Annotated in this window: 24 protein-coding genes and 1 pseudogene; 17 read left to right on the top strand and 8 right to left on the bottom strand. The window is 60.2% G+C overall.

Features of this window, described 5'->3' with window-relative positions; all coding sequences use genetic code 11:
* Positions 1–17: 17 nt before the first annotated feature.
* Both map and FA94_RS28625 read right to left on the bottom strand, forming a co-directional pair.
* Complete coding sequence (gene map, locus FA94_RS28630) at positions 18–785, bottom strand: type I methionyl aminopeptidase (RefSeq protein ID WP_035557685.1); 768 nt, start codon at positions 783–785, stop codon at positions 18–20.
* Complete coding sequence (locus FA94_RS28625) at positions 782–994, bottom strand: ParD-like family protein (RefSeq protein ID WP_035557682.1); 213 nt, start codon at positions 992–994, stop codon at positions 782–784. The genes map and FA94_RS28625 overlap by 4 nt, the downstream gene beginning before the upstream one ends.
* Positions 995–1,474: 480 nt before the next feature.
* On the opposite strand from FA94_RS28625, the gene FA94_RS28620 reads away from it, so the two are divergent.
* The 5 genes and pseudogenes from FA94_RS28620 to FA94_RS28595 all read left to right on the top strand — a co-directional run bounded on the left by FA94_RS28620 (position 1,475) and on the right by FA94_RS28595 (position 6,314).
* A complete protein-coding gene (locus FA94_RS28620; protein ID WP_035557679.1) occupies positions 1,475–2,881 on the top strand; it encodes a class I SAM-dependent methyltransferase in 1,407 nt (468 codons plus the stop codon).
* Between the two features lies 1 nt (position 2,882).
* Positions 2,883–4,220, top strand: a complete 1,338-nt coding sequence (locus tag FA94_RS28615; protein WP_035557677.1) for a sensor histidine kinase — start codon at positions 2,883–2,885, stop codon at positions 4,218–4,220.
* Between the two features lie 7 nt (positions 4,221–4,227).
* Positions 4,228–4,602: pseudogene (locus FA94_RS40005) on the top strand (response regulator); the annotation flags it as partial.
* A 232-nt stretch (positions 4,603–4,834) separates the two neighbouring features.
* Entirely contained in the window at positions 4,835–5,845 is a 1,011-nt protein-coding gene (locus FA94_RS28600; protein ID WP_035557671.1) for a response regulator, read from the top strand.
* A 91-nt stretch (positions 5,846–5,936) separates the two neighbouring features.
* Entirely contained in the window at positions 5,937–6,314 is a 378-nt protein-coding gene (locus tag FA94_RS28595; RefSeq protein ID WP_156126730.1) for a hypothetical protein, read from the top strand.
* Between the two features lie 64 nt (positions 6,315–6,378).
* Here the strand turns inward: FA94_RS28595 and FA94_RS28590 are convergent, their stop codons facing one another.
* Positions 6,379–7,206, bottom strand: a complete 828-nt coding sequence (locus FA94_RS28590; protein ID WP_035557667.1) for a hypothetical protein — start codon at positions 7,204–7,206, stop codon at positions 6,379–6,381.
* 77 nt (positions 7,207–7,283) lie between these two features.
* Here FA94_RS28590 and FA94_RS38860 point away from each other — a divergent pair, with 77 nt between their 5' ends.
* Entirely contained in the window at positions 7,284–7,682 is a 399-nt protein-coding gene (locus FA94_RS38860; protein ID WP_156126729.1) for a hypothetical protein, read from the top strand.
* A gap of 66 nt (positions 7,683–7,748) precedes the next feature.
* Here the strand turns inward: FA94_RS38860 and FA94_RS28585 are convergent, their stop codons facing one another.
* Positions 7,749–8,180 (bottom strand): helix-turn-helix domain-containing protein, encoded by a 432-nt coding sequence (locus tag FA94_RS28585; RefSeq protein WP_035557664.1) that lies wholly within the window; start codon positions 8,178–8,180, stop codon positions 7,749–7,751.
* Between the two features lie 73 nt (positions 8,181–8,253).
* Between FA94_RS28585 and FA94_RS28580 the strand changes: the two genes are divergently transcribed.
* The gene (locus FA94_RS28580) at positions 8,254–9,141 is read left to right on the top strand and encodes a class I SAM-dependent methyltransferase (RefSeq protein WP_035557662.1); all 888 of its coding nucleotides are present in this window, start codon (positions 8,254–8,256) and stop codon (positions 9,139–9,141) included.
* A 33-nt stretch (positions 9,142–9,174) separates the two neighbouring features.
* Here FA94_RS28580 and FA94_RS28575 read toward each other — a convergent pair whose 3' ends face one another.
* Positions 9,175–9,840, bottom strand: a complete 666-nt coding sequence (locus tag FA94_RS28575) for a glutathione S-transferase family protein (protein WP_035557660.1) — start codon at positions 9,838–9,840, stop codon at positions 9,175–9,177.
* Positions 9,841–10,044: 204 nt separating this feature from the next.
* On the opposite strand from FA94_RS28575, the gene FA94_RS28570 reads away from it, so the two are divergent.
* Complete coding sequence (locus FA94_RS28570) at positions 10,045–10,500, top strand: hypothetical protein (protein WP_408305066.1); 456 nt, start codon at positions 10,045–10,047, stop codon at positions 10,498–10,500.
* Between the two features lie 32 nt (positions 10,501–10,532).
* Here FA94_RS28570 and FA94_RS28565 read toward each other — a convergent pair whose 3' ends face one another.
* Positions 10,533–11,372, bottom strand: coding sequence for an oxidoreductase (locus tag FA94_RS28565; RefSeq protein ID WP_035557658.1), 840 nt, complete (start codon positions 11,370–11,372; stop codon positions 10,533–10,535).
* 50 nt (positions 11,373–11,422) lie between these two features.
* On the opposite strand from FA94_RS28565, the gene FA94_RS28560 reads away from it, so the two are divergent.
* Positions 11,423–12,448, top strand: coding sequence for an AraC family transcriptional regulator (locus tag FA94_RS28560; protein ID WP_408305048.1), 1,026 nt, complete (start codon positions 11,423–11,425; stop codon positions 12,446–12,448).
* A 46-nt stretch (positions 12,449–12,494) separates the two neighbouring features.
* On the opposite strand, the gene leuB is transcribed toward FA94_RS28560, so the two are convergent.
* Positions 12,495–13,574 (bottom strand): 3-isopropylmalate dehydrogenase, encoded by a 1,080-nt coding sequence (gene leuB / locus FA94_RS28555; RefSeq protein WP_035557656.1) that lies wholly within the window; start codon positions 13,572–13,574, stop codon positions 12,495–12,497.
* A gap of 122 nt (positions 13,575–13,696) precedes the next feature.
* Here leuB and FA94_RS28550 point away from each other — a divergent pair, with 122 nt between their 5' ends.
* From FA94_RS28550 to FA94_RS28545, 3 genes are all read left to right on the top strand, one after another.
* The gene (locus FA94_RS28550; protein WP_156126728.1) at positions 13,697–15,220 is read left to right on the top strand and encodes a hypothetical protein; all 1,524 of its coding nucleotides are present in this window, start codon (positions 13,697–13,699) and stop codon (positions 15,218–15,220) included.
* A 32-nt stretch (positions 15,221–15,252) separates the two neighbouring features.
* Positions 15,253–15,438 (top strand): hypothetical protein, encoded by a 186-nt coding sequence (locus tag FA94_RS38855; protein ID WP_156126727.1) that lies wholly within the window; start codon positions 15,253–15,255, stop codon positions 15,436–15,438.
* 127 nt (positions 15,439–15,565) lie between these two features.
* Complete coding sequence (locus FA94_RS28545; RefSeq protein ID WP_035557652.1) at positions 15,566–16,486, top strand: proline dehydrogenase family protein; 921 nt, start codon at positions 15,566–15,568, stop codon at positions 16,484–16,486.
* Positions 16,487–16,576: 90 nt separating this feature from the next.
* On the opposite strand, the gene FA94_RS28540 is transcribed toward FA94_RS28545, so the two are convergent.
* A complete protein-coding gene (locus FA94_RS28540; protein ID WP_156126726.1) occupies positions 16,577–17,227 on the bottom strand; it encodes a GNAT family N-acetyltransferase in 651 nt (216 codons plus the stop codon).
* On the opposite strand from FA94_RS28540, the gene FA94_RS38265 reads away from it, so the two are divergent.
* From FA94_RS38265 to FA94_RS28520, 5 genes are all read left to right on the top strand, one after another.
* The gene (locus FA94_RS38265; protein ID WP_502690850.1) at positions 17,146–17,520 is read left to right on the top strand and encodes a tetrahydrofolate dehydrogenase/cyclohydrolase catalytic domain-containing protein; all 375 of its coding nucleotides are present in this window, start codon (positions 17,146–17,148) and stop codon (positions 17,518–17,520) included. The genes FA94_RS28540 and FA94_RS38265 overlap by 82 nt on opposite strands.
* Positions 17,420–18,046 carry a hypothetical protein gene (locus tag FA94_RS39945; RefSeq protein ID WP_353611451.1) on the top strand — a complete coding sequence of 209 codons (627 nt, stop codon included), beginning with the start codon at positions 17,420–17,422 and terminating at the stop codon, positions 18,044–18,046. The genes FA94_RS38265 and FA94_RS39945 overlap by 101 nt, the downstream gene beginning before the upstream one ends.
* Before the next feature lie 319 nt (positions 18,047–18,365).
* Positions 18,366–19,385, top strand: coding sequence for an alpha/beta hydrolase (locus FA94_RS28530; protein WP_156126725.1), 1,020 nt, complete (start codon positions 18,366–18,368; stop codon positions 19,383–19,385).
* A 32-nt stretch (positions 19,386–19,417) separates the two neighbouring features.
* Entirely contained in the window at positions 19,418–20,293 is an 876-nt protein-coding gene (locus FA94_RS28525) for an NAD(P)-dependent oxidoreductase (RefSeq protein ID WP_035557646.1), read from the top strand.
* A 231-nt stretch (positions 20,294–20,524) separates the two neighbouring features.
* On the top strand, positions 20,525–20,836 hold the full coding sequence (locus FA94_RS28520) for a hypothetical protein (protein WP_197070253.1): 312 nt from the start codon (positions 20,525–20,527) through the stop codon (positions 20,834–20,836).
* The last annotated feature ends 24 nt before the right edge of the window (positions 20,837–20,860 follow it).

Here is a 20,860-nt window from a genome sequence, read left to right as displayed (position 1 = left end):
AGGTACGGACTGCGCCCTCAGTTCAGCGTCTTTTCCTCGGGACGCAACGTCAGGACGCGCACACCGTTCTGAGTCACGGCGACGGTGTGCTCGAATTGCGCCGACAGTTGCCCGTCGCACGTGACGACCGTCCAGCCATCTTCTTCGGTTCGAACGGTATGCCGTCCCTGGTTAAGCATGGGTTCGATGGTGAACACCATGCCTTCGCGCAACAACAAACCCGTCCGCGGCTGTCCCCAATGCAGTACTTGCGGCTCCTCGTGCATCTCACGCCCGATGCCGTGTCCGCAATATTCCCTCACGACCGTATAGCCGTTTCGCCGCGCGTGGCGCTCGATTGCGTGCCCGATATCGCCCAGTCTTGCACCCGGACGAACGGCTTTGATTCCGTTCCACATCGCTTCGTAAGTCACTTGCACGAGTCGCTTGGCGAGTGGTGAAACCTCGCCGACAAGATAGGTTTTGCTCGAGTCGGCGATATAGCCGTTCTTCTCTAACGTGATGTCGAAATTAACGATATCGCCGCTTTGCAATACCTCCGTCGAGGAGGGAACGCCGTGGCAAACCACGCTGTTGCGCGAGGAATTCAGTGCGTAGGCATAGTCGTATTGCCCTTTGCTTGCAGGGCGCGCGTTCAGGTCATTCACGATCAGGCTGTCGACGAGATCATTGATCTGCATGGTCGACATGCCGATCAAATTCAACTGGTCCAGGTGCCCAAACACTTCCGCCAGCAACTTGCCTGACTCCGCCATCAAGGCGATTTCTTCCGGCCGCCTGGTCATGCGGCAGCCATCCTGGCGGTTGGCTCGACGACGCCCGCCGCGCGCAATTCTCTCGCAACGATCTCGTTGAAACTTTGCGTCGGATTCATTTCGCATAACATGCCGATCCTGATCCAGAACGCTGCCTGCGCGTTGATCGATCGACACGACACGGTGCTTGCCTTGCGCATCTGATCGTGCAGATCGTCGTCAATGTTCACGATGCCCATCATCTTCCTCGATATATGAAACGTATACGGATCATATATTCAACGCGAGCGCGAGTGCAAGTGATCTTTGCCGCCTGATCGGCGTGCGCGGGCTATTGAATCTCGTTGCGCGAGTAAGACGACAGCATTCTTTTTTATCAGTAGAATGCTGCAGACGCAAAAGTCAGTGCTGTTCCGAAACGGGCCGTCAGGTCCACCAGGCTAACGAGTCTCGTTGAACCGCGATGCCATTTGTGCACGTGCAGTTGCGAGGTAACGCGGATAAGTCAAATGCATATTTTGTCTGGCCGATGCAGTTCGGGAGGAAGCGGTGTGTTGCCCGGAAAAAGCGGGCTGCCGTGGCGGCAACTGAAAGACCGATGGCGACGCTTCGTCACCTGAACCGAGGAACCATCGACGCTGAACCGGGCCACCTACTGGCCTGGGTATGGCACCAGATTTCAAACCAACTTCTTGTGGTACTTACCTGGCCGCCATACTGTGTATTCCAAAACGCAAATCGATCCGGTAGTGAGCTTCCTCAACTCGCAAGGTGAGCAGGTGCGAGGCACGATCATCAATCTCCAGCGGAAGTCCCTGGTGATGGAGGTCTATAACCCGTACTCGATCGTTCAGGTCAGTGAGGTGCTGAACGATCTGTCGGTCAAGATGGGCGTTGAACTCGCCTATTCGGGCAAGGCGGTCGTGATCAGTATGGTCAATACCGGCCTGACCGCGATTGTCTCGGTCACGCTGATCGCCGAGTGGCGCGAACTGAGCGGCAACACGCTGGAAGCGCGCACGGTGGGGGAAGAAGCCCGCCGGTTCGTGCAGGGCTGGGCCGAGCGTTTCCAGATTCGACCCGAGTACCAGATCGCGGTCAACCATATCCGTGCGTTTCTCTCGGACATGTCGCGCTGGGTCGAACAGGCGGATCTGGCGGACACCATGCCGAAAGAAGGCAAAAGCCTGCGCGAGGACTACTTCCTCGAACTCGCCTCGCCGCTGATGGAAAAGACCAAGTCCTACTTCGACGAATTCGAAGGCGAGGCGCGCCTGGTCGACGAAGAACTGGCGCCGGCCCACCGTGCCTTTGCGCAGGCGGCGCTACATCCGCTGCTGCTGCGCTCGCCCTTCGTGTTCCGCACTTTCACGAAGCCGTTGGGCTATGCCGGTGACTACCAGATGGTCAACCAGATGCTCGACGATCCGCGCCAGGGCCCGAGCACGTATTTCCAGATCGTCAACGCGGCCTTCCTGCAGACGGCCGTGGCACGCGCGCACCGCAATCGCGTCGAACTGCTGGTGGACTACCTGACCCGCCTCGCCAATGAAGCGCGCGCCGCGGGGCGGCCGTTCAAGGTGCTGAACGTGGGCTGCGGTCCGGCTCAGGAGATTCAGCGCTTCATCCATGAATACGACGAACCGGAATGGCTGACGTTCGAGCTGCTCGACTTCAGTCAGGAGACACTGGACTGGACGCGCGAGCGCCTCGGCTCCATCGCGCAGAAAATGGGCAAGCGCATGACCATCAGCTTTACGCATGATTCGGTTCATCATCTGCTCAAGCGCCGCATGGATGCGGACGCACCGGATGTCCGGGAGTTCGACGCGGTCTATTGCGCCGGCCTGTTCGACTATCTGTCGGACAAGGTCTGTGCGCGGCTGAACCAGCATTTCGCCAGCCGCACCCGGCGCGGCGGCCACCTGCTGGTCACCAACGTTCACGCCGACAACCCGGAGCGCTTCAGCATGGAGCACGTGCTGGAGTGGTATCTGATCTACCGCAACGAGGCACAGATGGCCGAAATCATGCCGGAGGACTGCGGCCAGCCGCGTCTGTACACGGACGTAACCGGCGTGAATGTGTTTGCCGAGGTGCTCGTCGGCCAGCAACAAGTGGCCTGAGATGACAACATCCCTGGTTGAGTTGCATTCGAACTATCGTGAAGAGTTGCGCGACTACCGCTTGCTATGCAGCAAGGCCGGCGGTCTGACCGTGATCCTGCTGGTGCTGATGGGCGTGGCGCTGGACTATGTCGTGTATCCGTCGGAGCAGAAGTACTTTGCGATGGTTCGGGTGCTGACCAGCGTCGCCATCGGCGTGGCCTTGCTCTCGCTTTACACGAAGATGGGCCGGCGCCACGTGCAGGTGATCACGTTCTTCTGGCTGCTGCTGCCGCAGGCCATGATCTCGTGGATGATTTATTTCACGCAGGGCGAGGAGTCGCTGTTCTATGCCGGGCTCAGCCTGACGATCTTCGCGGTGGGGATTCTGTTTCCCTCCGGCTACTGGCAGACGCTCGCGTTCGGCCTGGCTACGGTTTGCCTCTATTACATCGCCTGCACGGCGCATCCGGGCGGCATACTCAACCCAAGCAAGTTTCAGTTCCAGCTCATCCTGATCTTCTTCTGCGCGTTGGCCAGCTCCATTTACACCTACTTCAACGAGAAGGGCCGCTTCCAGCTTTTCCGGCTCAAGGATGAGGTGGCGCACAAGAACGAGCAACTCGCCCGCACCAACGAAAGTCTCGCGAAGATCAAGGGCCAGTTGTTGCAGCAGGAGAAGATGGCGGCAATCGGTACGTTGTCCGCGGGGCTGCTCCACGAGGTCAACAACCCGGTCAACTTCTGTCTGATGGCGATCGAAGTCGCGATGGAAGAACCGCAGGTCAAAGACAGCCCGTCGCTGCAGGAATGCCTGACGGATGCCCGGCAGGGCATGCACCGCATCCAGCATATCGTGTCGGACCTGAAGACCTTTGCGTACCGCAAGCCCGGAGCGACGGCCGACGACGTGCCGTTCCTGTTCGAGAAGGCGCTCGATTCGTCGATCCGGCTGAGCGCGCATGAGTTGCGCGGCGTGACGATTACGCGCGAGCTGCCCCTCGACACCCTGGTGCTGGGCGACGAAGCCGCAGTGATCGGCGTGCTCATCAACCTGTTCTCGAATGCCGCGCTGGCTATGCACAAGGCCGGCACCGTATCGCCGCAGGTTCATGTCGAGGCGCAATGGCAAGACGAGCGGTTGCACCTGAAGGTGCGCGACAACGGGCCGGGGATCGCCGCGGAGAATCTGGCGCGGGTGTTTGAGCCATTCTTCACGACCCGCGAAGTCGGCCAGGGCCTCGGCCTTGGTCTGTCCATCAGCTATGCGGTGGTGGAGCGGCACGGCGGCACACTGTTTGCGGAAAGCGAGTTGGGCAAGTGGACGGCGTTCAACTTCGATCTGCCGCGTGCCGAGTGATGCCGACATGAGCGAGACTCAGCAAGCACGGCAGATTGTCGTCTATGCCGATGACGAGGAATTGGCTCGCAAGTACTTCGCGCGCGCGGCCGGCAGCGACTATGAGGTGCTGCTCGCGAGCGACGCGGACGAAGCCCTGTCGATCCTGAGCCGCGAAGGGGCACGGGTGGCGATCCTCGTGACCGACTTTCGCATGCCGGGCCGGCACGGCGGCGACCTGTTGCGACAGGTGTCGCAGGCGTATCCGCATATCGTGCGGATCCTTGTGACAGCCTACGCGGATAAGGACGCGCTACTGGAAGCGGACAGTGCTGGCGAGGTGTTTCGAGTCCTGGAGAAGCCGCTAGGCCTGAGTACGGTCCGCGAGATGCTGGCAGCAGCGACAGCGGCTTCGGCGTTGCGCCCGAAGTGATACCGCGCCTGCGGGTCGACCCCGTTATCACGAACGCCGGCGTTAGCGGTACAGGCATCGGCATAGGCATCCACATGATTTTCTGCAACCGCGTTATGCAGTCCTTTGGCGGGAGTATCAGGATCGCATCCGCGTCCAGCGCCGGCACGACCGTGACGCTGGCATTCCAAAATTTCAAGGATCGAATCCACAGGAGTTACCAATGAGCAATACGATTGCCAACCAGACACCGCCCCCGGCGATTCTGTTCGTTGATGACGAAGCCACCGCGGTCAAATACTTCGAGCGCGCCATCGGCGCGATCGCGCCGGTCGTGACGGGCGCCTCCGTGGAGGACGGCAAGGCCATGCTGGACGCCCACGCCGACAGCCTGGCCGTGCTGGTGTCCGACCAGCGCATGCCGGGCGAACACGGCAACGAACTGCTGCGCTATGCGCGCGAGCGCTATCCGCACATCGTGCGGATTCTGACGACGGCCTATTCGGAGCTGGACCAGACCGTCGAGGCCGTGAATCAGGGGCAAATCCATCGCTATATCAAGAAGCCGTGGGACATCACGGCGCTGCGTATGGAGATGAAGCAGGCGCTGGAGCTGGCGGGGCTGCGCAAGGAGCGCGACCAGCTCGTGCGCGAGAAGCTGAGCGTGCTGCAGACGCAGACCCTGGCCACCCGCATCGGCATCGTGCATACGCTGTGCGCCAGCCTGATCGGTCCGGGCCGCTTCCAGCCGATGGAAACCTACCTGGCCGGCACCGAACTGGCCGGTACGCGCAATGCAGAGCCGGACTGGCAGCGTATGGACTACGCCGACCTGGTGCGTGCCGAGAGCGAGTGCGGCGGCAGCTTCGGCCACGCGGTCAGCCTGCGTCTGGTGGAGCTGCGTACGCAGCATGCGGGGCGCAGCGCGGCGGATGCGTTGCAGGTGTTCGCTGAAGTCCTCGGCGCCACGGTACGCGGCGGTGGCGACGCGCTGATCTGGACTTCGCCGACCACGCTGAACGAGTTCCTCACGCGGCCGGTGGGGCAGGTCGTATCGGCCGAGCACGCGGCGTGGCTGGCTGGTCTGCTGTGGCTGGAAGAGGCTGGTGGCGCGTTGCAGTTTGTGCGTGAGGGTGACGCGATTGTCTGCCGTGCCGGCACACGCAATGCCAGTTTTGCGGCCGACCGTTTGGCAGTCTGGATCGAGCGGTTTCTGGAGCCGACGTTCGGGTAGTTGGCGAGACGAGCGCGCTCAAAAAGCGCGCAACGACGGATGAAGACGGGTTCCAGCTGGGTTCAGCGTTCTGCTGGCGATGGCAATATCGGTGGTTCTGTCGCTCGCGATTTCGACTCGCTGGGCCTGGATTGGACAGGCCGATACCTTGACAGACATCAGGGGGCATCCGTCGTACTCGATAACGATCGACATCGTTACGTGTCAGGATTTCAATGCCGCTATTGGCGACGGCATGAAGATGTTTGTTCGCGCGGACCCGCGCAGTGGACGGGCATTCGTGATCGCGTCGAATGGCCACTATGGATTCGCGATCGGGAAGGACGCGCAAGCAAAAGCGACAAAGGCCTGCGAGGAAAGAGGCGGAGTCGGGTGCCAACTTTATGCATTCGGCAACGATCTGGTCTACAAAGGGCCGTTTGCAGCGGGGGGAAAGACCGCTGCCGCACCATCTGTGAATGACCAGTAGAGAAGTCGCCGTTCCGTTGGAAATGGTTGGCCGACTGCGATGGGATCGTTATAAAAGTTCGAATTTAGCCAGGAGAATTTAGTGCGTCCAACTGGTAGTAGTAAATGAATCCTCGATAGCTCTCACTGGTATATCGATAGTCGGGGTTGCCATACTCTGGCGTGGTAAATCTGCTGTCGTCGAGCAAGCTCAGGTTTGAGGGGTCTTGAATTCCTAGCGCCGACAGAACGCGCGTGCCTCGCCATGATGGAATGATTTCCGAGCGAAGCATGAGTAGAACGAGAAATGCCGCTGTTCCCAGCACGCTAGGTATGGCGATACCTAGCGTGATTGCGAAGTTCCGTAAGGTACTGTCATGGTCGAACAGTGCAAAGCCCGCAACAAGAACCAGTGCCGGCGACATGAACAGCAGGAATATCTTGTAAGACAGCCTGGCCTGTTTCAGGAAGTACCCGAATCCCTGATAGTAACCGCCGGATAGGGTAAAACATCGATCCTTCTGGTTGATGACGCCGAGCAGTGAGTTGGCTTGATCGACTATCAGCGTCGCGTCATCACCCTCGGATATGCAAATTCCGGAAAGCCAGCCGCTATAGTCTGTATCGTGCACTTTGATAGTAACCAGGAAGGGTCCCTGCGTTGTGCGATCTTCTTTCCCTTGCCGTTTGAGATTCTCGCTTTTAATACGCTCTTTCCTGACCGCATCATCCACGTCCATATTCTGCCCCTGCGCGGAAACGGCAATTCCGCCATTGCCTGAAAGCGCGGCGAGGATGGGCGCATAGCGGCGCAGAGACTGGGTGAAGCCTGCTGCTCCTGGAGGAAGTTCACTCGCGGATTGATAGCGGAGTTCGGCGATATTGCCTGTAATTCGGCGAATCGTGTTGGTCATGGCGATGTGATGAAGTTCGTGTCCTGTTTCAGAGTCTACACATCAGGCTCGAACCTGGGTCTAAACAGGAGGAAGGAATGCCGACGAACGACACGGTTGCGTTGATCCTGGATCCCCATTTCGGCCCACGTATTCAAGAGGTGGTCGCCAGAGTGCGACACGCATGGGTGGTGGCTACTCCTGCGAATATTGCCGTTGCCGAGCAAGTCTGGAGATCGTCACCGAACCCGCCCGGTCTCAATGGGGGAGGCGGCGTGACCACGTTCATTCAATATGGGGCAGATCGAGAAAGCTGGTGCGACGCAATTCTTGATTCTGTCGATGACCACCACAATTGTCATGCTTACGAGCCGGGTTATTCGATCCTGGAGGTCTACGGGGTATCGCTTACCGAACGGCTGCGTTTGGCGTTCATCGCGCTTGGGTTCTCCGCATTTACGCCAACAGACTGCGGGTTTTGTGCGCGAAAACGCTAGTCTGCGCTGATGCGCAGAGAAGCGGTCGAGCCGGATAGTCGACAGTCAACACGCCTGGGTAGAGCGCTACGTTTGCCGAGGGGCTTTCCTGGTTCGCGCGCCCGTAGCCCCGGACGCCACAGCACGAAGTATCCGGCGAAACTTGGGGCACTCCATATGGCTCGGTGCAGGGCACGCAGCGGCGTGTCGTAGTCCGTCGCGCATGATGCTCAGTGTGCGGATCGTCTGGTCCAGTTCCTCGGCTTTGGCCGCGAGCATCTGACGATCGATGTTCGGCGCTCCCTCCGGCGCGAACATCGCCGCGATGTCGTCGAGCGAGAAACTCGCGGCGCGTCCCAGCGCGATCAATGCGAGCCGGTCCAGCACGCCGGGATCGAAGAGACGGCGCAATCCTCTGCGACCGTTCGATGTAATCAGCCCCTTTTCCTCATAGAACCGCAACGTCGACGCGGGAACGCCGGAGCGCTGCACCACCTCGCCGATATCTAGCCTGATCATCGCTTGACCTCAAGTCGACTTGAACTTGCATAGTTTAGCTTCCGCTCCCCGCGACAAGCCAAGGACAACGATCATGGGCAACACACAGCACACCGGCCACGCACAGACGGCGCTTTGGAATGGTAGTTCCGGGCGCGCATGGATCGCCGCGCAGGCGGTACTCGATCAAATGTTCCAGCCGTTCGAAGACCTGCTTGTCGACATGATGGGCGTCGGCGCCGAGCTTCGGGTGCTCGACGTCGGGTGCGGCACGGGCAGTACGACGCTGGCGACGGCACGACGGCTTGGCATGAAAGGCCACTGCATCGGGGTCGATGTTTCGGCGCCGATGATCGCCGTTGCTCAAGGGTGTGCCGAACGGGCGCATTCGACGGCGAGTTTCATCTGTGCCGATGCGCAGATGCATGCCTTCGAGCCGGCAAGTTTCGACAGGATCCTGTCGCGCTTCGGCGTCATGTTTTTCGACGACCCGGTGTCGGCCTTCGCGAATCTGGCACGGGCGGGCAGGGACGGCGCCGAATTGCATTGCATCGCCTGGCGCAGTGCGGTGGACAATCCGTTCATGACGACCGCCGAGCGCGCCGCTGCTTCTCTGTTGCCCGACTTGCCCGCGCGCCGACCCAACGCGCCGGGGCAGTTCTCTTTTGCGGATCGGCAGCGGGTTGCTTTTCTCCTCGAAGCGAGCGGTTGGGTGGACGTAGATATCCAGCCGATCGATATAGCCTGCACGCTGCCCGAGCGGGAATTGGTCGGCTACTTCAGTCGGCTCGGCCCTCTCGGCATGATGCTTCAGGGAGAGATGAATGAGCGGACGCGCACGCAGGTCATCGAGTCGGTTCGCACGGCTTTTGAGCCCTATGTACACGGTGCTGAAGTTCGCTACACCGCTGCCTGCTGGATGATCAATGCGCGAGCTTCGTCTGTGTCAGCGGGTCGAAGCGGGCAGGGAACGTCCACGTAATGAATGACCCGATGAGCGGAAAGCTGATCGTCATCAACCGGTGGACGACTGGCTTGTGAACACCGCCAATTGAGCCGCGAAAGCGCGCTTGTACGCGGGCCGCGCCTCGCCGCGAGCGACATAGGCGGCGAGGTTCGGATAGTCGTCCAGCAGACCCGATGCTCTCAACCTGAGTAACACCGACACCATCATGAGGTCTCCCGCGCTGAATGCGCCATCGAGCCAATCGGCGTTGCCAAGGCGCTCGGAAAGCTCGCCAAGCCGGCCACGGATGCGATCCTCGACCATGGGCAGGCGCTGCTCGTACCAGGGCTTGTCGCGCTCCTGGAACCTGATGGTCTGGAGATCGAGGATCGGCGGCTCGACTGTGTTGAGCGCGGCGAATAGCCATGTGATGGCGCGTGGTCTGGCATGAGCATCGTCAGGTAGCAGGCCCGCGTGGCACTCCGCGATATGCAGCACGATCGCCCCCGACTCGAACAGAACAAGCGCGCCTTCCTCATAGGTCGGGATCTGTCCAAAAGGATGCAGCGCCCGATGCACGGGTTCCTTCATCGCACTGAACGAAACCAGACGAACCTCGTAAGCCTGGCCCGCTTCTTCCAGCGCCCAGCGAACACGCATGTCACGCGCCAGTCCCTTGCCGCGATCGGGTGACCGTTCAAAGACGGTGATAACGGGAAGCAGTGGAGGGGGCATGGTGTTTTCTCCCTGGTTGGACGTCTCATTGCATGCCGGATAGCCAACCCGGCGCCTACCTGTTCGACGTTCGAGATCGGGTTAGATCGACATCGCAGAACGACTTCTTTGTTCAATATCGGCTTCATTTCACATTAGACTGCTGAATTGCAGGCGTTAGTGAAACTCGATGAAACTCGAAGACCAAAGCGGGAAGGACTTGTGATCAGCCAACTTATCAAACGCGACGGGAAGCGATGGCTCTTCGCGGTGCTCGCAACCCTGTCGTTCGCGACGTGCGCCCATGCGCAAAGCAGCGACGCCGGCCCAATCGCGACAGCCTCAGGCGAACTGCAATTCGTGCGCAATGACCGGGACGTCGTCGTCATGCTCGACCAGAAAACGTTCGATCGTTTCGACGCGAACACGCTCGCCCATTTCGACGCTACCGGCAACGCAAACGACACGGTCACCCGCATGCTCGTGCAAACCGATGCCGGTCCGGTGCTGTACGATTTTCGACGCCGTCCGCCGCTCGTGCAGCGCTCGGGCCGGCGCATGACGGTTAAGCGCGTGTTCTGGCAAGGCGACGAAGTCGTTATGCAAGGATCGCAAGGCTGGTTCCGGTTCGTGGGCGGCGAGTTGACGAAGCTTCAGTCGTCGTCGACGACGTATCACTGATCGCCCTGGCGTTACGTGCCCTTTGATCCGCGTCAGCTTGACCCATCCGTCGAGCGGGTAACCCCTTCCCACGCATCAAATTCCGCGCCAAGCAACGAGAGCTTTTCCCGAACCAGACCAAGCGCATCACTGCCCAGCAGAAGATGCGCTGGCGGCGCATCGCTTTCGATAACGGACAACATGGCGCGCGCGGCTTTCACGGGATCCCCGAGTTGTTTGCCGCTTTTCTCTTCGCGTCCTTTTCTGATCGGGTCGAACAGCGCATCGTAGTCGGGAATCGAACGCGGTGTTCGAACCATCGAACGACCCGCCCACGCCGTGCGAAAAGAACCCGGCGCTACTGCGGTCACACGAATGCCGAACGGCTTGACCTCTTTGCCGAGGACTTCGGAGATGCCCTCCAAGGCGAATTTGCTGCCGCAGTAGTAGGCGATGCCCGGCATGGTGATAAAGCCGCCCATCGATGTGATGTTGAGAATATGTCCGCGTCTGCGTTCGCGCATGTACGGCAACACGCTCTTCATGACGGCGACAGCGCCGAACACGTTCACGTCGAACTGGCGACGCATGTCGTCAAGCGACGACTCTTCCATCACGCCCTCGTGCCCGTAACCGGCGTTGTTCACCAGCACGTCCAGCGGACCCACGTTTGCCTCGATTTCGCTGACGACCTCTTCGATGGAATCGAAGTCGGTAACGTCGAGCACCCGACCGAATGCGTTCGCCGGGTCGAGCGATTCGAAGCTTTGTTTCGCCTGCTCGCTTCGTACCGTACCGACGACTCGATAGCCCGCGGCGAGCGCTTCTTCGGCCAATGCGCGGCCGAAGCCGCTACTGACGCCAGTGATAAAGATGGTTCTATTCGATGACATGGCAACACTCCGGAGCTGGGTTGAGAGTTGCATGTTATTCTGGGTTTCCCATGAAAATCAGCCCGGATCCTCTGTCTTTATTGCCTATTTCTATGAGCCAAGCGGTTTGCAAGGAAAGCGTCAAACGAGCGGTTTCCGCTGCGGGCGCACATGAGCAGCGCCGCACGGTGGCGTTGCTGACCGCGCTGGCTCCGCAGGAAGGCTACAACCTGACCGCGTTGCGCGATGTGCGTATTCTGCGTTCGGACCGGGCGCTATCTCGCACGCCGGTGCTCTACGATCCCGGCATCGTGATCGTGTGTCAGGGTAGAAAGCGGGGATATCTGGGCGACCAGGTCTATGTGTATGACGAGCAGCACTATCTCGCCGTGGCGGTCCCGGTTCCCTTCACCATGGAGACCGACGCAACGCCCGAGTCTCCGTTGCTGGCTCTCTACCTGCATCTGGATTTTCAGGTGGCGGCCGAACTCATGATTCAGATCGACCGCCATGGTTTGCCGCCGTCGGGCGAGGTGCCGCAGCCCATGATGTCGAGCCCGATGGATGCGGCCATGCGAGCCTCTGTACTGCGTTTTCTGGAGGCAATGAGCCAGCCGCTCGACGCGGCCATCCTAGGGCCGGCACTGATGCGTGAATTGTATTTCCGGGTTCTCACCGGCGCACAAGGCAGCGCAATGCGTACGGCTTTGTCGATGCAAGGGCAATTCGGCAAGATCGGCCGGGCGCTGGAACGTATCCACGCGACCTATGCCGAGCCGCTCGATCTGCCTAGACTGGCAAGCCAGGCCGGGATGAGCGTCGCGACGTTTCACAGCCACTTTAAAACCGTCACGTCGACCTCGCCGATGCAGTACGTGAAGTCCACCCGCTTACATCAGGCCCGTTTGCTCATGGTGCGCCAGGATATGACCGCGGAGGCGGCATGTCATGCAGTCGGCTATACCAGCGCCTCTCAATTCAATCGCGAGTTCAAGCGACTCTTTGGCCGAACGCCTGCCGCGGAGACGAAACATCTTCGCCAGAGCTTTGCGCTGCCTCCCGCTTTTCCAGAGGCAAAGTTTGTTTCGTCGCATTGAGATGCCGCGTGCAATGCTGTTCGATAGCGCGACGACATTAGTCGGTTCAAGCGCTTCTCGCGATAGCTGCCACGACTGCATCGCCCATCTCGCTCGTGCCGACCCGCTGTGTGCCTTCGGAATAGATATCGGCCGTACGTAATCCCGATGCAAGCACGTCCCTGACTGCGGATTCAATGCGGTTGGCGGCGGCGTTCTGTTTCAGCGAGAAGCGCAACATCATGGCGGCGGAGAGGATCGTCGCCAACGGATTCGCGATGCCCTTGCCCGCGATATCCGGCGCGCTGCCGTGACTGGGTTCGTAGAGACCCCGGTGACTTGCACTCAGGCTGGCCGACGGCAACATGCCGATGGAGCCCGTGAGCGTGGCGGCTTCGTCGCTGAGAATATCGCCGAACAGATTGCCGGTAACGATCACGTCGAAATTTTTGGGCGCCTTGACCAGTTGCATCGCCGCATTGTCGATGTACATGTGATCCAGTTCCACATCGGGGTAGTGTTTGCCGACCTCGGTCATGATGTCCCGCCAGAACTGGGAGGTTTCCAGCACGTTGGCCTTGTCGACGCTGGTGACGCGTCCGGCGCGCTGTCGGGCGGACTGGAAGGCGACGTGCGCAATGCGCTCGACTTCGGGGCGCGAGTAGCGCATGGTGTCGAAGCCTTCCTCCGTGCCGGGGAAATGGCCGTCCATCGCGGTGCGGCGTCCACGAGGTTGCCCGAAATAGACGTCGCCGGTCGCGTCGCGAATGATCAGTATGTCGAGACCGGAGATCAGATCCGGCTTGAGGCTTGAAGCGTCCGCCAGTTGCTCGAAGCAGATCGCGGGCCGGAGATTGGCGAACAGCCCCAGGTGCTTGCGCAGTCCGAGGATCGCCTGCTCGGGACGTAGCGGGCGATCCAACTGGTCGTATCGCCAGTCGCCCACCGCGCCGAACAGCACGGCGTCGGCCTCTTTGGCCAGCTTAAGTGTGGTTTGCGGCAGAGGATGGCCGTGCGCCGCGTAGGCGACGCCGCCAACCAGGGCGAATTCGGTTTCGAAGTTCAGCTCCAGGGCATGCAGCACCTTGATGGCTTCAGCGACGATTTCAGTGCCGATGCCGTCGCCCGGCAAGACCGCGATTTTCATGGGGGATTTTCTCTGTTCGTGGTCCCTGCCTGTCGACGCGGACCTGTCTGGATGGGTTACGCATTGTTGATCCCCTATCAAGCCGGGACAAGGCAACGATCGATCCTGGTATAAGGAGTGCCTTGATAGACGCGATCGCAATCAAGTTCTTCCACTGCATGCCGTTAACGTCGGCTAAGGAAAAAACTCATCACGACTCACTGACAAGACGGTCGCAAAACGGCTTCATCTGTTTCCGCAGCCAGATCTGCTCTGAAAAAAAAATGACAACCACCATAAGAATGCTCGGCGCGCTGTTGATGTTTTCAACGGCGGCGGCCTATGGCCTTGATATGTCCGGCGCGCCGCCCGAACCGGCGTCGTCGATATCGGACTCGTCACCGCAGCACGCGGCGACAGCGGGCGGAACCACGCTGAGCGTGGCGCAGTATCGCGGCAATCTGCTCGCGGCCGGTATCGATCCGGACTCCGGGCAGGGGAAGGTGTTGATGCGCTGGCTTGCGAAATTCTCCAGCGATCCCGCATGGAAGGCTGCTTTGGCGCAGCGGGCTGGCGACCCGCAGAAATTCTGGTCGGCGCCTCTCTCGGCGGACGATCGGCTGCGAATGCTGCAGTTGCTCAAAGACATGGCCATGGACTCGCAGAAAGACTGTCACCTGCCGTCGATGGCTGGCTCTGACTTCATCGGCTTCGCAAAGACGGCGTCGCCTCGCGTTATCGAGGACTTAATGGAGATTCTGGAAATCTCGATCAATAGCGGAAAATCGCAGCATCCGCAGGATCAGTACAGCGTGACGGATCTTCTCGACGCGGACGCACAGTTGAATGCGACGCCGCCCGTCGCGCCGGGAACGCATGGCTATCCACCGGGCGCATGCGGCATCCTCGCATTCTCGGTCGACGCAATCACCGGTTTACCTGAGCCCGTGCGGCAGCGTGCGTCGTTCGAATTTATCCGCATGATGAGCGGTCAAAAGGCGGCATTCGAGACCGTGCTCGATAACCCGTCGGCCTATCTCGACGACGCGTTCGACGAGCGTCAATTGCCCGAGACGCTTCGCCGTCACTTGCCTGCCGACGGTAGCCATCCGTTGCCGTATTCGCGTTTGACCTTCGAAGCCGACTGGGTGAACGAGAAGACGCCCGCCGACAATGTGGCGTTCAAAAACGTCTTTATCAATCGGCGCAATAACGGTGTGATTGCCGATGTCGCCAATGCAGACAGGTGGTCGGCTTTTACGTTGAGCTACGGTATCGCTGTCTTGCGCACGCAAGTCGTGGTGAAAGGCACCGATTTGACTCAACGGAGCACGATCGAGGACGAGGCCGCGATTCCCGCGGCCGACCGCGAGCTCGTGCCCGGGCAAAGCCTTGAACTCGCCGTGCCGCAACCCTCCCGGAAGGGCGTGAAGTCGAGGCGCTGCGAGATTGGTCAGGCGGTGCCCGCGTCGACGATCTTCCCGTCGCTGACGGGCACGGCTATCGGTCTGCAGTGCACGGACACCGTGACGCGCGGCAAGAATGAGAGTTGGCATTCCGTGTGGTTGACCGATTACAACATCGCCTGGACCCAGTCCATTGACGACGAAGACGGGCGAACCGAGGTCGTGATTCGAAACGTCACGATCGAGCGTGCGCCGCAGTGAGGCAAATGGGTTCCAGCTAAGCGAGGCGGATCGTGAAAGTCACTATTGCTTACCTGCAGGAACCGCCATTCGGTTGGACAGGCTCGTGCTACGATCGTGCCGCCTTATTGAAAGAACGAAAGCAGGCTTCGACTTCTTCCGCAGTCAACCGCAATAACCTTTACTCGAACCATGCACGCAGCAGCCTGGCCTCCCTCGAAAACGCACTGAAAGCCTGAGTCGATGCAGTGATGCATCCACGTGGGCGTTCGCTCCGGACTCTGTGAACAACACAGTCCGGTGATGTCGCTCGAATCGACTGATTGCATCCCGATTCGCGCGACTGCATTTTCACGAGACCACAACATGCGTATTCTCAATACGATGGCGGCGCGCGCCATCCCGTTCGTTCCTCGTTCGCTGATCCGTAAGATTTCGCGTCGCTATATCGCCGGCGAAACGCTCGACGATGCCTGTGCACGCATCCAGTCGCTCGACGCGGCAGGCTTTCGAGCAACCGTCGATGTGCTGGGCGAGTCGGCTTCTTCGTTCGATCAGGCCGAGTCGATGACTCGCGATTATCTCGATCTCGTCGACGCACTCGGCGCAAACAATATGCGGGCGGAGCTGTCGATAAAATTAACCGCGTTGGGGCTACATCTCGACGAAGGCGCCTGCATGAAGCGCGTCTCGACCATTCTGCGGGCGGCCGCGCCATACGACATCAGCGCGTGCATCGACATGGAAGACGTCAATTGCACCCAGAAAACGCTCGACGCGTTCCTCCGTCTCGAAGCCGATGGGTATCCGGTTGGGATCGCCCTTCAGGCGTATCTGACACGGACGAACGAGGACATTGTCCCGTTGCAGGCACGCAAGAGCCGGCTGCGCATCTGCAAGGGAATCTACGCGGAGGCAAACGAGCATCTCGTCGACGGTGCATCGAAAGACCGCGCCGCGATCAACGCTCACTTCGTTCGTCACGTTGAGAGCGCGATAGAGGCGGGATCGTTTGTCGGCATTGCAACGCATGACACCGAATTGATCGATGCGCTGATCGACTGGCTGCGACGCGAGCGGATTGACCGGTCACGATTCGAATTTCAGATGCTGCTCGGCGTGTGCGAACCATTGCGCGACGATTTGCTCGCACAAGGTTTCATCGTGCGCGTGTATGTGCCGTACGGTCATGACTGGTATGGCTATAGCACACGGAGGATCAAGGAGAACCCGCGGATTGCGGGCTACATCCTGGCGGCGATGATACGGAGCGTTCGGGTGGCGTGACGAGTAGAGCGACATGGGCGGGGCGGGAGCGACGGAATCGTCGGTCCCGCTTCGAGGTCGCCGGGTGGTGAACGCAATGTCTTGCGATGTCTAATTCGAGGACGTTTCCCGCCGCAAAACTAGCATCGACCTGCCGCGGTAGGTAACCTCATCCTTTATTTCATACGCGAGCTTTTTCGCCACGGCTAGCGACGCGGGATTGTCAGGGGCAATGAGGCATACCGTTTCCTTGCAGGGAGAATCTGCCTCCAGCCACTCTAGCGCCGCTGTCGCCGCCTCGGTGGCATAACCGCGTCCCTGTGAGTCTTTCGCAAACATCCAGCCGATTTCGTGCGCGTTGTCGAAGTCGGCGGTTAGCGCGCGCTTGAATCGAAAGAACCCCACCTCGCCGACAAATTTCCCACTGTGCTTTTCCCGGACAATCCAATGACCGAACCCGAGCAGCGCCCAGTGCCCCACGATCCGATGTAACCGCGCCCAAACCTCTTCCTCGGTGAGTGGCGCGTCGATGACTTGAGCGACGACCTGTCTGTCCGACCACATCGAATGCAAGGCTTCGAAATCGTCGAGCGTGGGTGGAAGCAGAAGCAGGCGGTCGGTTTCGAGCGATACCGTGCGATACGACGTGTTGCTGTGGTGGGCTGAAGTCATTTCGACGAATGTTGTTGCGGCTCGATAATTTAACTGTTCAAAATGCTGGATGGGATGGTGAGCGATGCCCGTTCCCGATGCGTCATACAAGGGGAAAACGCATGAGCATACTTCTCGACGGTAAAGCAGTAGCGGCCTTGCGCGAGCGGGAACTATCCGAACACGTTACGTCCATCAAGGCAAGAAATGGCGGCCAGACAGCCATACTGGCCACGATCCTGGTAGGAGATGATCCTTCGTCGGCGACTTACGTCAGCATGAAGGGCAAAGCCCGCCAGCATCATGCGCTTGCTGGCCCATTACAAGATCGGCGTATCTGGCAAGCGGGTGGTGGTCGTAGGGCGCAGCGCCATTCTCGGAAAGCCGATGGCCCGATGGTCTGATGGGTCGATGCGCGGCAGTAACGCCGGCTCCAGGTGGTGCGTGGCCGATGACCATGTCAACGCTTATCGCCCAAACCGTCAGCGCCGCCGAATGTGCGTGTGCGGCCATCGATTGAATACATATCGCGAGCCGAACTTCCGACGCATTCAACGAAGCATCACCTCAACGCTCTCCGCCGCGGCGCGCGACACCTTGACGAGCCGTGCTTCCCCCATGCCTTCGCGCGCACTCGCGGACAGCCCCGACATGACGGTCGATATGAAGTCCGTGACGACATCGGCGGCTTCGGGATGGGTTTCGGCGATAAAGGCGCGAACCTGTGCGCGCCGGCCTTCCGCGGTACGGCGCGCCATCAGCGCGCTTTCGCTGTCGGCGCCGCGCGCCGCTTCGAGTACCAGACAACCCAGCCGCTCCGGGTCGCGTGCATACGTTCGAGCCGCACGCTCGAGCAAATCAGCGAGTGCCTCGCCCGTTGGCCGACCGGCCTCCAGCACATCCGCTAGCGCGATTTCGGTGCGCGCATAGCGTTCCAGGACGCGCTCGAAGAACACCGCCTTGCTCTCGAACGCCATGTAAAAGCTGGACGGCGTGATGCCGAGTTCACTGGTCAGCGCGCTCAGTCCGACGCCGTCGTAGCCGGACGCGTGGAACAGTCGTTGAGCGACGGCCAATGCCGCTTCGGGGTCGAAGGCACGAGGGCGGCCGCGGCCTCGCTTCGCGGTTGTCTTTAAAGTAGTGGTCACTACACAAATACCTTGCATCGTCGTTTTGTGAAATATATAGTGATCGCTCCAATAATTCAACGAGCACGTACGTGCCGTTTCGGTCTGAGCAGGAGATGCCGATGACTCAAACATTTGCCCCGTGGACGACCGTGCCCTCACGCACGATCAGGCGCGGTCACTTCTGGATTCCCGGCGAGCGCGTGGAGATCGGCAACCGGACGGTTCAGCGCGGACCGATGTACGTGGAATGGGAAGCGCCGGAGCAGGTCACGCGTCAATGGCCGGTCGTGCTGATGCATGGTGGTGGTTTTCAGGGCACGGAATGGTTCGATACGCCGGACGGCCGTCCCGGCTGGGCGCAGCGTCTGGTTGAAGCGGGCTATGCGGTGCTGGTGGTCGACCGGCCCGGGCATGGACGCTCGCCGTATCACGTCGACACCTTGGGGACGATGGGGCCGCCGTTTTCGTACGAAGGAGGGCGGCAGATCTACTTTCCCGGCGACGATCCGCGGCATACGCAATGGCCGTTTGCCGCAGACGACGCGTCTGCGATGGACGAGTTCATCGCGGGATACGGGCCGCTGCCGGCCGACCTCGAAGCGTCAGAGACGATGGACGCGGATCGCACCGCGGCGCTGCTCGACCGCATCGGACCCGCGATCCTGATTACGCATTCCGCGTCGGGTCCAGACGGCTGGCTCGTCGCCGACCGTCGTCCCCATCTCGTCAAGGCGATTGCAGCGATCGAGCCGATGGGGCCGCCCTTCGCCCAGATTCCCAACATCGGTTCTATGCGCTGGGGGCCCACCGCTGCGCCGTTGCGTTTCGAGCCGTCGGCAGCGAACCCTGACGACGTGCGCAACGCAGCGCCCGGCACGTACGCATTGCCCGCGCTAAGCGATTTGCCGATTCTGATCGTGACAGCGGAGGCCTCCGAATTCGCCGCGGCCAGCCCGCCGACGGCCGCGTTTCTCAACGCGTGCGGCGCGTCGGCCGAGTTGATGGATCTCGCCGATCACGACGTGCGCGGCAACGGACACGGCCTGATCTACGAAAAGAACTCCGACGCCGCGCTCGCGCCGGTGCTCGAATGGCTCATATTGAAGACGGAAGCCGCGCATGAGGAAGCCGTGCGCTGATGTTGTATCCCCAGTCGAAAAGGAGAACGCAGATGGATATCGGCATGATTGGTCTCGGCGCAATGGGCCGGGCGATGGCGCGAAATCTCGTGCAAGCGGGTCACACAGTGAAGGCATGGAACCGTTCAGGCGGTTCGGTTGAAGGCGTGACGATGGTCGCGTCACCCATCGATGCGTTCCAGAGCGACGCCGTGCTCACGATGCTGCCTGAGGACAGTGTGATCCGCGCGACGCTGCTCGATCCCGGCGTGCTGAAGCATGCAAAGCCCGGGCTGGTGCATGTCGTTTCGTCGACGATTTCCGTGGCCTTCGCACGCGAACTCGTTGCGCTGCACGAAGCCGCGGGGATCGACTATGTGTCGGCGCCGGTCCTCGGGCGTCCGGATGTTGCGGAGAAGGGCGAGCTCAACGTGCTGGCCGGCGGCGCGCCGCACGCGCTGACGAAGGTCGGACCGTTGCTCGATGCAATCAGCAAACGTGTCTGGGACATGGGCGCTCACGCGCCGGCCGCGAATGCCGCAAAGATCGCCTGCAACATGATGATCACGATGGCGATCGAGGCGATGGCGGAAGCCGTGGTGCTGACCGAAGCCAATGGGCTTGCTCGCGAACCGTTCTTCGAACTGATCCTGAACACGCTGTTCGGCAGCCGTTCGTATCAGGTCTATTCGGCGAGTATTGTCGCCGGTCAATTTGAGCCTGGCTTCAAGGCGTCGCTTGGATTGAAGGATCTGCGTATCGCGTCCGAAGCAGCCGAACAGGCCGGCCGGTCTTTGCCAATGCTCGCGGCTGTGTATGGGCAGATGGCCGCGACTGTGGAAGCAGGTATGGGGGACAGGGATTGGTCGGCAATGGCGGCATTGACGATTGACCCGAATGGGCAAGGGAGCAAGAGGTCAATGGCGTAGATTCAGGGCTTGGAGCATGGGGACTCCAATCAAAAGAATAGCAATGCATCCTGCGACGCCCCACAAAAAAAGCCTATGCAGCCTGGAAGGCGGGAGAATGCCCGGATTCTGTCGCATGATGCTATTGATGAGCATCGACCTCAGGCACATGTCGGGCAGGAACGGCCGTTCGACATCGCCGCTTAGATTGCCGACAATGCCATTTATCTCCTTCGTGGATGAGAGGCAAGCGTGAATCGATTACGACGTGAAGAGCCGCTCCCTGAGCAAATGCAGGGCCATTGGATAGCCGCAGATGATCCGTTTTCAGAGCTGGTTGTGGATGGAGGCGAGATCATTTGTTTCGGGACGGTCGTGGACTATGACTACAAAGTTATTGTCGAGAGGGACGGGGCTCTGACTGTGAGCCTTCACGCCGACGATGACTCTAATCTGGACGACTTCCAACGAGCAAATATCACGGGACTCGTCGCGACACCCGATGGGAAGTTCCTGGCTTATAACGTGAAATTCGGGCTGCAATTTGTGCGTCCCGGCGCTTGATTGCGCCCGCGCCGGTCACCTCGG

Origin of the sequence: Burkholderia sp. 9120, assembly GCF_000745015.1 — a bacterium.
Taxonomy (GTDB): domain Bacteria; phylum Pseudomonadota; class Gammaproteobacteria; order Burkholderiales; family Burkholderiaceae; genus Paraburkholderia.
Note: the sequence above shows the minus strand (reverse complement) of the source record. Positions and strands in the feature narration are given on the sequence as shown.